Origin of the sequence: Pelomicrobium sp. G1, assembly GCF_051905455.1 — a bacterium.
GTDB lineage: Bacteria > Pseudomonadota > Gammaproteobacteria > Burkholderiales > UBA6910 > Pelomicrobium.
In genome coordinates, this window is record NZ_JBQACR010000301.1 from 1 (window position 1) to 285 (window position 285).

General features: G+C 68.4%; 1 protein-coding gene. It reads right to left on the minus strand.

Annotation, left to right across the window (positions count from 1 at the left end):
* Positions 1 to 285: sensor histidine kinase (locus ACTFO6_RS18600; protein ID WP_439935854.1), on the minus strand; the 285-nt coding region annotated here is incomplete at both ends.

Here is a 285-nt window from a genome sequence, read left to right on the forward strand (position 1 = left end):
CCTTGGTGCTGAAGAAGGGGTCGAACAGCTTCGGAAGGTGCTCGGGACGGATGCCGGGCCCGTCGTCCTGGATCATGATCTCCACCTGCCCGCCCCCTGGCCGCCGGGTGGTGATGAGGATGCGCCCGCGCCCCTCCATGGCCTGCACGGCGTTGGCCAGGATGTTGAAGAACACCTGCAGCAGTTCTCGGGGATTTGCGCGCACCACCGCCGCCGGGTCCTTGTGGTGCTCGACGACCACCTCCCGGAAGGTGCGCTCGTGGCGCACCAGGGCGAGCGCCTCCT